8 protein-coding genes are annotated in these 7,142 nt (G+C 70.3%); 6 read left to right on the top strand and 2 right to left on the bottom strand.

From position 1 onward, the window contains the following. From AB0H83_RS46615 to AB0H83_RS46590, 6 genes are all read left to right on the top strand, one after another. The coding region (locus AB0H83_RS46615; protein ID WP_360108631.1) for a ricin-type beta-trefoil lectin domain protein at positions 1-174 on the top strand (174 nt) is incomplete at its 5' end. A gap of 98 nt (positions 175-272) precedes the next feature. Continuing rightward, positions 273-497, top strand: a complete 225-nt coding sequence (locus AB0H83_RS46610; protein WP_360108628.1) for a hypothetical protein — start codon at positions 273-275, stop codon at positions 495-497. Positions 498-569: 72 nt separating this feature from the next. Beyond that, positions 570-1,844, top strand: a complete 1,275-nt coding sequence (locus tag AB0H83_RS46605) for an extracellular solute-binding protein (protein ID WP_360108625.1) — start codon at positions 570-572, stop codon at positions 1,842-1,844. Between the two features lie 75 nt (positions 1,845-1,919). Then, positions 1,920-2,870 carry a sugar ABC transporter permease gene (locus AB0H83_RS46600; RefSeq protein ID WP_360108622.1) on the top strand — a complete coding sequence of 317 codons (951 nt, stop codon included), beginning with the start codon at positions 1,920-1,922 and terminating at the stop codon, positions 2,868-2,870. Then, a complete protein-coding gene (locus tag AB0H83_RS46595; protein ID WP_360108619.1) occupies positions 2,867-3,757 on the top strand; it encodes a carbohydrate ABC transporter permease in 891 nt (296 codons plus the stop codon). Before AB0H83_RS46600 ends, AB0H83_RS46595 begins: the two co-directional genes overlap by 4 nt. Beyond that, the gene (locus AB0H83_RS46590; RefSeq protein ID WP_360108616.1) at positions 3,754-5,862 is read left to right on the top strand and encodes a family 43 glycosylhydrolase; all 2,109 of its coding nucleotides are present in this window, start codon (positions 3,754-3,756) and stop codon (positions 5,860-5,862) included. The genes AB0H83_RS46595 and AB0H83_RS46590 overlap by 4 nt, the downstream gene beginning before the upstream one ends. A 183-nt stretch (positions 5,863-6,045) precedes the next feature. Here the strand turns inward: AB0H83_RS46590 and AB0H83_RS46585 are convergent, their stop codons facing one another. Together AB0H83_RS46585 and AB0H83_RS46580 are read right to left on the bottom strand one after the other, a co-directional pair. Further along, the gene (locus AB0H83_RS46585; RefSeq protein WP_360108613.1) at positions 6,046-6,741 is read right to left on the bottom strand and encodes an IS6 family transposase; all 696 of its coding nucleotides are present in this window, start codon (positions 6,739-6,741) and stop codon (positions 6,046-6,048) included. 194 nt (positions 6,742-6,935) lie between these two features. After that, positions 6,936-7,079 carry a hypothetical protein gene (locus AB0H83_RS46580; protein ID WP_360108610.1) on the bottom strand — a complete coding sequence of 48 codons (144 nt, stop codon included), beginning with the start codon at positions 7,077-7,079 and terminating at the stop codon, positions 6,936-6,938. Between the last annotated feature and the right edge of the window lie 63 nt (positions 7,080-7,142).

The following is a 7,142-nucleotide window of genomic DNA, read 5'->3' as shown; positions in this document are numbered from 1 at the left end:
CAGATCTACAGCTGCAACGGCCAGGCCAACCAGCAGTGGAACGTCAACAGCAACGGCACCATCTCCGGCGTGCAGTCCGGTCGGTGCCTGGACGTGTGGGGCACCGGCAACGGCCAGCAAATCCAGCTCTACGACTGCAACGGCCAGGCCAACCAACGCTTCAGCCTCAACTGACCCGCCATGTCGCCGGTGGTCGAACGGCCACCGGCGGCATCTTCAACGGTAACGACCATGACTACGTCACCGCGGCCGACCGGTACGGCTTCATCATCGTGCTGCCCGAGGCGACGCGCAGCGGCGACCGCTTCGACGTGTCGACGCCGGCGGCCCTGCGACGTAACGGCGGCAGCGACTCCACCGGCATCATGTCGATGGTCGCCTACGCCCGCGCGAGCCACCCGATCGACGCCTCGCAGCAGCGACAACGCCTTACATCCACCGTCCGCGGCCGCGCGGGGCAGGAAAGGTACATGCGCGACCCGATCCATCGAATATAGGAATGTACCGATATTGGCGATTGACATCATGCGACCTACGTTTGCGCGGGTCCGACCGATCGGAGGAGTCACGTGAGTCGCCGCATTGCCGCAACGCTCGTCCTCGCCGCCGCACTCCTGTTCAGCCAGGCCTGTTCCGGCGGGTCCGATGACGGATCCGCATCGTCCGGGTCGAACACCTTCGAGTTCTGGTCCTTCACGGGCATCAACCAGAAGGCCGACGTCGACCGCTACACCAAGGCGCACCCGGAGACGAGCATCAAGCTGACGGAGGTCGGCAGCACGAGCGAGACCGCACAGGCGCTCACCGCCGCCCTCGCCGGCGGCAAGGTGCCCGACCTTGTGCTGATCCAGGGCGATGACCTGCCCAAGTTCATGTCGTCCGTGGACAACTTCGTCGACCTCAACACGTTGGGGGCCGACAAGATGAAGGGCGACTACCTCGACTGGGTCATCAGCCAGTCGACCGCCAGGGACGGCAAGATCATCGGCATCCCGACGGATGTGGGCGGCCTGGCCGTCGCCTACCGGACCGACCTGTTCAAGGCGGCGGGCCTGCCGACCGACCGGGACGAGGTCTCGAAGCTCTGGCCCACCTGGGACGCGTTCATCGGGGTCGGCCAGCGGTACGTGCAGGCGACCGGCAAGGCGTTCCTGGACAACGCGCCGACGAGCGTCTACTTCCAGGCCATCAACCAGGGCAACGAGCGCTACTACGACAACGCCGACCACAAGGTCTCCTACAAGACGAACCCGCAGGTGAAGACGGCGTTCGACGTCACGCTCAAGGCAATCGCGGCCAACATCAGCGCGAAGCAGGGCTCGTTCTCCTCGGGCTGGACCGCCGGCATGGGCAAGGGTGACTTCGCCGTCGTGTCCGCGCCGTCGTGGATGCTCGGTTCGATCCGGACGAACGCTCCCGGCACGGCCGGCAAATGGGACGTGGCCGCGATCCCCGGCGACGCCGGTAACTGGGGCGGCAGCTTCCTGGCCATCCCGAAGCGGGCGAAGAACCCGAAGGCCGCCTGGAAGTACATCACCGAGACGCAGTCGCCGGCCGGGCAGCTCGATCACTTCCTGCTCACCGGGGCGCTGCCGACCACGCCGTCGGTCTACGCGGACCCCAAGCTGGTGGCGCAGACCGACCCGTTCTTCTCCGGCGCCCCGATCGGCAAGATCTACACGGACTCCGTGACCAGGCTCAAGCCGTTCTACATCGGACCTGAGGACGGCACGATCGGCACCGAGTTCCTCAATCTCCTGACGAGCGTCGAGCAGGGGAACGTCCCGCCCGACAAGGCCTGGTCGACCGCCATGACGAACGTCGAGAAGGCCATCCGCGGCTGAACGGACGGGCCGGTGGGCGGTGGACGGTGTCGTCCGGCCGCCGCCCGCCGGGAAAGGGTGATCGCTGTGCCGACCATGCTCAGACCGACCGAGGCGGCGACCGCGCCGGCCGACCCGCCCAGGACCAGAGCCGTGCACCTGGGAGTACGGGAGCGGCTGGCGCCGTACGCCTTCGTGGCCCCCTTCTTCCTGCTCTTCGCCGTCTTCGGCCTGTTCCCGCTGCTGTTCACCTTCTATGTCGCCCTGTTCGACTGGGATCCCATCGGGGAACACACCTTCGTCGGGCTCGACAACTTCTCCCGGTTGCTCGACGATCCGCGCTTCTGGGGCGCGTTGCGGAACACGTTCAGCATCTGGGTCCTGTCGACCGTCCCGCAGCTGCTGCTCGCGCTCGCGGTGGCGCACGTGCTCAACCACGCGCGGCTGCGGGCCTCGGCGTTCTTCCGGATGTCGGTGCTGGTCCCGTACATCACCTCGGTCGCGGCCACCACCATCGTCTTCGCCCAGCTCTTCGACCGCGACTACGGCCTGCTCAACTGGCTGCTCGAGCTGCTGGGCCTCCCGCACGTCGAGTTCACCGCCTCCATCTTCGGAAGCCATCTCATGATCGCCGCGATGGTGATGTGGCGCTGGACGGGCTACAACACCCTGCTCTATCTCGCCGCGCTGCAGGCGGTGCCGCGCGACGTCTACGAGGCCGCCGCGGTGGACGGGGCCGGCGGCTGGCGGCAGTTCCGCCACATCACGATCCCCTCGCTGCGGCCGATCATCGTGTTCACCGTGGTCACCTCCACGATCGGCGGCCTGCAGGTCTTCACGGAGCCGCTGCTGGTCAGCCCCGGCTCCCTGACCTGCGGGGCGGCCCGGCAATGCCAGACCCTCACCCTGTTCCTGTACGAGCAGGGTTTCGGCCGCTTCCACTTCGGCTATGGCTCGGCGATCGGGGTCGCGCTGTTCGTCATGGTCGTCGTCGTGGCCACGATCAACTACCTGCTCATCACCCGGATCCGCTCGGAGCGCCCATGACCACCACGTCGCAGTCCGCCCCGCAGCCGGCCGGGGCGACCGAGCCGCGCCCGCACCGCCACCGGCGCGTCAGCCGCGTCCCGTGGTGGATGTACGGCCTCCTCGGCGTCATGACCCTGGGCTCCGTCTTCCCGCTCTACTGGATGTTCGTGGTGTCGACCACCGACTCGGCCGCGGCGACAAGCCTTCCGCCGCGCGTGGTCCCCGGCGGCAACTTCCTGCACCTGGCCGGGCTGGTCTTCGACATCGTGCCGTTCCTGCAGGCCATGCTCAACAGCCTCGTCGTCGCCACCGCCATCGGCGCCGGCCAGGCCCTGCTGTGCGCGCTGGCCGGCTTCGCGTTCGCCAAGCTCTCGTTCCGGGGGCGCAACACCCTGTTCCTCATCGTCGTGCTGACCATGACCGTTCCCACGCAGCTGTCGGTCATCCCGCAGTACCTCATCATCTCGGAGCTCGGCTGGGTGGACTCCCTGACCGCCGTGATCGTGCCGGGGCTGATGAGCGCGTTCGGCATCTTCTGGATGCGCCAACACATCGCCCACGCCATCAGCGACGAGCTGCTCCAGGCCGCCCGCGTCGACGGCGCGACGACCTGGCAGATCTTCTGGCGCGTCGCCTTCCCGCTGGTCCGGCCCGCGGCGTTCGTCCTGGGCCTGTTCGGCTTCGTCACCGCCTGGAACGACTTCCTGTGGCCGTTCATCGTGCTCAAGTCGCCGGACAAGTACACCATCCAGATCGCCATCAAGGCCCTGCAGAACAGCCGGGACATCGACCTCGGTCTAGCCATGTCGGGCTCGTTCCTGGCGACGCTGCCGCTGCTGGTGCTGTTCGTGTTCGTCGGGCGGCGCCTGGTCAGCGGGATCATGGAAGGAGCGTTCAAGGGATGAGCGACGGTGCCGGCCACCCCGTCAGTGGCGCGGGGCGCGTGATCCTGCCGCCGGTCCTGCGTTCGGGCGTCGCCACGGGGGCCGGCGTCCGGCTCGTCACCGACCATCCCGCCGTCGACGTCACCGGTGGCCGGATCGCCGGCCGGGCCGCGGACCCCGTGACCGCCGTCATCCAGGTCGTTCCGGCTGCCGCCGACGGCCGCTCCGCCGAGCCGGAGGCGTTTGCGGTCACCGTGCTGCCGGCGGCCGCACCGGTACTGCTGGCCGGCACCCGACGCCCGGACCCCGACCCGGACGTGTACCCGCCGCGCCTCGCCCTCGGCCTGCACCTGACCCTGGTGTCGGCCGAGGGCGCCGTCACCCGCCTCAACGACGGCCGCGCCGTGCTCTTCCCGCGCTCGGTGCCCACCGAACACCTGGACGTGCGCCGGGTCCGCACGCTGCACGAACCCTGGGTGTTCGCGACGCCCGACGGGTACGCGGTCGTCGCCTCACCCGGCCGGCGGGACGGCTCGCCCGAGCCGGCCGCCGACTCCTCGGTCCTGATGTTCCGCTCGGCCGACCTCATCCACTACGAGGAGATCGGGCTCGTCCCGGTGTCCGCCGGGGGAGGCGTGCGACGGCCGCGCGGGGTGTACGACAGTGCCCGCGCCGAGTACATCCTGTGGTGGCGCGACGACGCGGGCCGGGACTGGTCCACGCGGTCGGCGACGGTGCCCGGGCCGTGGGGCCCCGCGACACCGGGCGCGCCCGCCGTGCCGGGCATCCCGGTGCCGGAACCGGCCGGCTCCGACGTCCCGGCATGTGCCCTGCCGCTGACCGAGGAGGCCGCCGAGCGGCTCCGGCACCGCTTCGGACGCATCCGCAACGTAGCCGTCGATGTGCCGCCGCTACTCGTCACGGCGGGCGAGCCGCCGCTGCTCGTCACGGCGGGCGAGCCGGCGCGCGACCTGCCGTGGGCGGAGCTGACGTACGACGACGGCTCGACCGCCCGGCGCCCGGTCGACTGGGACCCGGCCGGCCTGGCCGGTGTCGACTGGGGCACGCCCGGCGAGTACGTCGTCGCGGGCACGGTTCGCCAGCGCGTTTACCCGTTCCCGTTCGTCGTGGACCGGGCTGACCCAACGGTCCTCGCCTACGGCGGGCGGTGGTACCTCATCGCCACCGACGACCCCGACGGCGACTGCGTGTTGACGACCGGCCTGCTGATCCGTACCGCCGACAGCATCGCCGGGCTCGCCACCGCGGCCGACCACGCGATCCTCGGCGTCGGGGCGGCCGGGATCGCCGGCTGCTTCTGGGCCCCGGAGCTGCACGTGTTCGGCGGCCGGCTGCACTGCTTCTTCGCCCCGTGCGTCGGGGCGGCGGACTGGAAACGGGTCCAGTGCCACGTGATGCGGCTGCGCGAAGGCGGGGACCCGGTGGTCGCCGCCGACTGGGAGCCGCCGCGCCCGGTCCGGCAGGCGGACGGGTCGCCGCTGCAGCTCGACGCCGAACACCCTGGGCTCAGCCTCGACATGACCTGCTTCGAGGACGCCGGGCGCCGCTATGTCGTCTGGTCGCAGCGGTACATCACCGACCGCATCGGCGACGCCGAGCTCTGGATCGCCACGATCGACCCGGCCGACCCCTGGTGCCTGACCAGCGACCCGGTCCGCCTCGTCGGCCCCGGGTACGGATGGGACGACGACGTCGCCGAGGGCCCGTTCCTGGTGCGCCACGGGAACCGCCTCGTGCTGACCTACTCCGGCTCGGCCGTCGGGCCGACCTATGCCGCCGGCGCGCTCGAGGCGACCGGCGGCGCCGACCTGCTCGACCCGGGCGTCTGGACCCGGACCCACGCGCCGGTCCTGGGCACCGGCGGCCACTTCGGCCACTGGGGGCCGGGCCACAACACGTTCGGCCATGACGAGGACGGGCTAGAGATCGTCGCCTTCCACGCGCATCCCACGATCGCCACGCGCGGGCGGTGCACGGCGCTGCGGCGCACGCACTGGGCCGCCGACGGGCACCTGGTCCTCGACCAGCGCCCTGACGAGGAGGTCGCGCCACACCTGCGCGAGGTCCGGGCGGTGGTGCGCGTGGCACCACCGCCCGGCTCCTGACCCGCCGGCCTCAGCCGCGCAGGCTCCACTGCTGGTTGGTACCGCCGTTGCACGACCACAGAATGAGCTTCGTGCCGTTCACGGTCGCGCCGCCGTTGGCTTCCAGGCCGCGCCGGTGGTGGAACTTACGGCGCTGTTGCGTTTGGAGATCGGAGGGCGCGGTGGGGCGAGTACGGCCCGTCTTCAGATGGGGGTGGCGAGTTCGGTGAACGCCGCGGCGACGCGGAGCCCGCGCGGGGCGTCGACGCCGAGTTCGTAGTGACCGCGGCGCAGGTTCTGCATGAACGCGTGCCCGGCGATGATCTGGGCGGTCCGGTCGGTCTGTAGCCCGCGCATCGGTCTGAGCCGGTGCTTGAGTTGACTGTGGTCGGCCTCGATCCGGTTGTTGGCATGCCGTTCGACGTGGTGCCACGCCGAGGGAACCAGTTCATCGAGGACGGCCGGGTACACCGGTGCCGCGTCAGTGACCACCTCGGTGGGTCGCGCCTTCAGGATGGTCATCGCCCGGCGGAAGAACCGGCGTGCCGCCGCGGCGTCGCGGCGGGTGGAGAGGAGCACGTCGATGACCTGCCCGTGCTGGTCGACGGCCCGGTGCACGTACCGCCAGACACCGTTGACCTTGACGTAGGTTTCGTCGACGATCCACCTGCCGCCGGGTGCGTGCCGGCAGAACCGTGCCGCGTCGGCCAGTAGCCGGAAGACGGTGACGTGGTCGGCCTCGACACCCCGCTCGATCAGGAGTTCCTCGACATCGCGGTAGGAGAGGTCGTACCGCAGGTAGAGCCGGACGGCGACCATGATGACCTCCGGCGGGAACCGGAACCCGGCGAACGCCGACCGTGGTGGTAGTGATGGACGCCGACGGTTCGAGTACTTCACCGTTCAAGCCTGCCTGACATGGGAACGCGCAACGCAACGGACCCGTTCGATGTCGGTGTAGTAGCCGACGGCAGTGCAGGCGTTCGCGCCGGCACAGGACACGCCGGCGAGCTGTGTGTAGCCTGCGTTGGCCGGTAGCCGCAGCCGGCTCGGCGTCCAGCTGCCGCCGGTCAAGGTTTCGACGAGCGGCCGCGTCACGAAGTCTCGGACACCGCCGACAGCAGCAGGAAGCGCGCGTCGAACAGCAGCGGCTGCGTCCCGGTGGCGGTCGTGACGGCCGCGACCGTGGGTGTCGTGCCGAAGTCGATCCCCAGTGCGGTACGGGCGTCGGCTGCCACGCGGACACCATAGCGACCACCGTCAACCCCTCGGCCGGGGTCCGCGCACCGGCCGCGGCAGGT

The organism is Dactylosporangium sp. NPDC050688, from assembly GCF_040654515.1.
Taxonomy (GTDB): Bacteria; Actinomycetota; Actinomycetes; order Mycobacteriales; family Micromonosporaceae; genus Dactylosporangium.
Note: the sequence above shows the minus strand (reverse complement) of the source record. Positions and strands in the feature narration are given on the sequence as shown.

What these genes read in the sequence shown, in the direction of transcription:
- AB0H83_RS46600 (WP_360108622.1), top strand. Translation starts at nt 1,920, where the DNA reads ATGCTCAGACCGACCGAGGCGGCGACCGCGCCGGCCGACCCGCCCAGG.
- AB0H83_RS46595 (WP_360108619.1), top strand. Translation starts at nt 2,867, where the DNA reads ATGACCACCACGTCGCAGTCCGCCCCGCAGCCGGCCGGGGCGACCGAG.
- AB0H83_RS46590 (WP_360108616.1), top strand. Translation starts at nt 3,754, where the DNA reads ATGAGCGACGGTGCCGGCCACCCCGTCAGTGGCGCGGGGCGCGTGATC.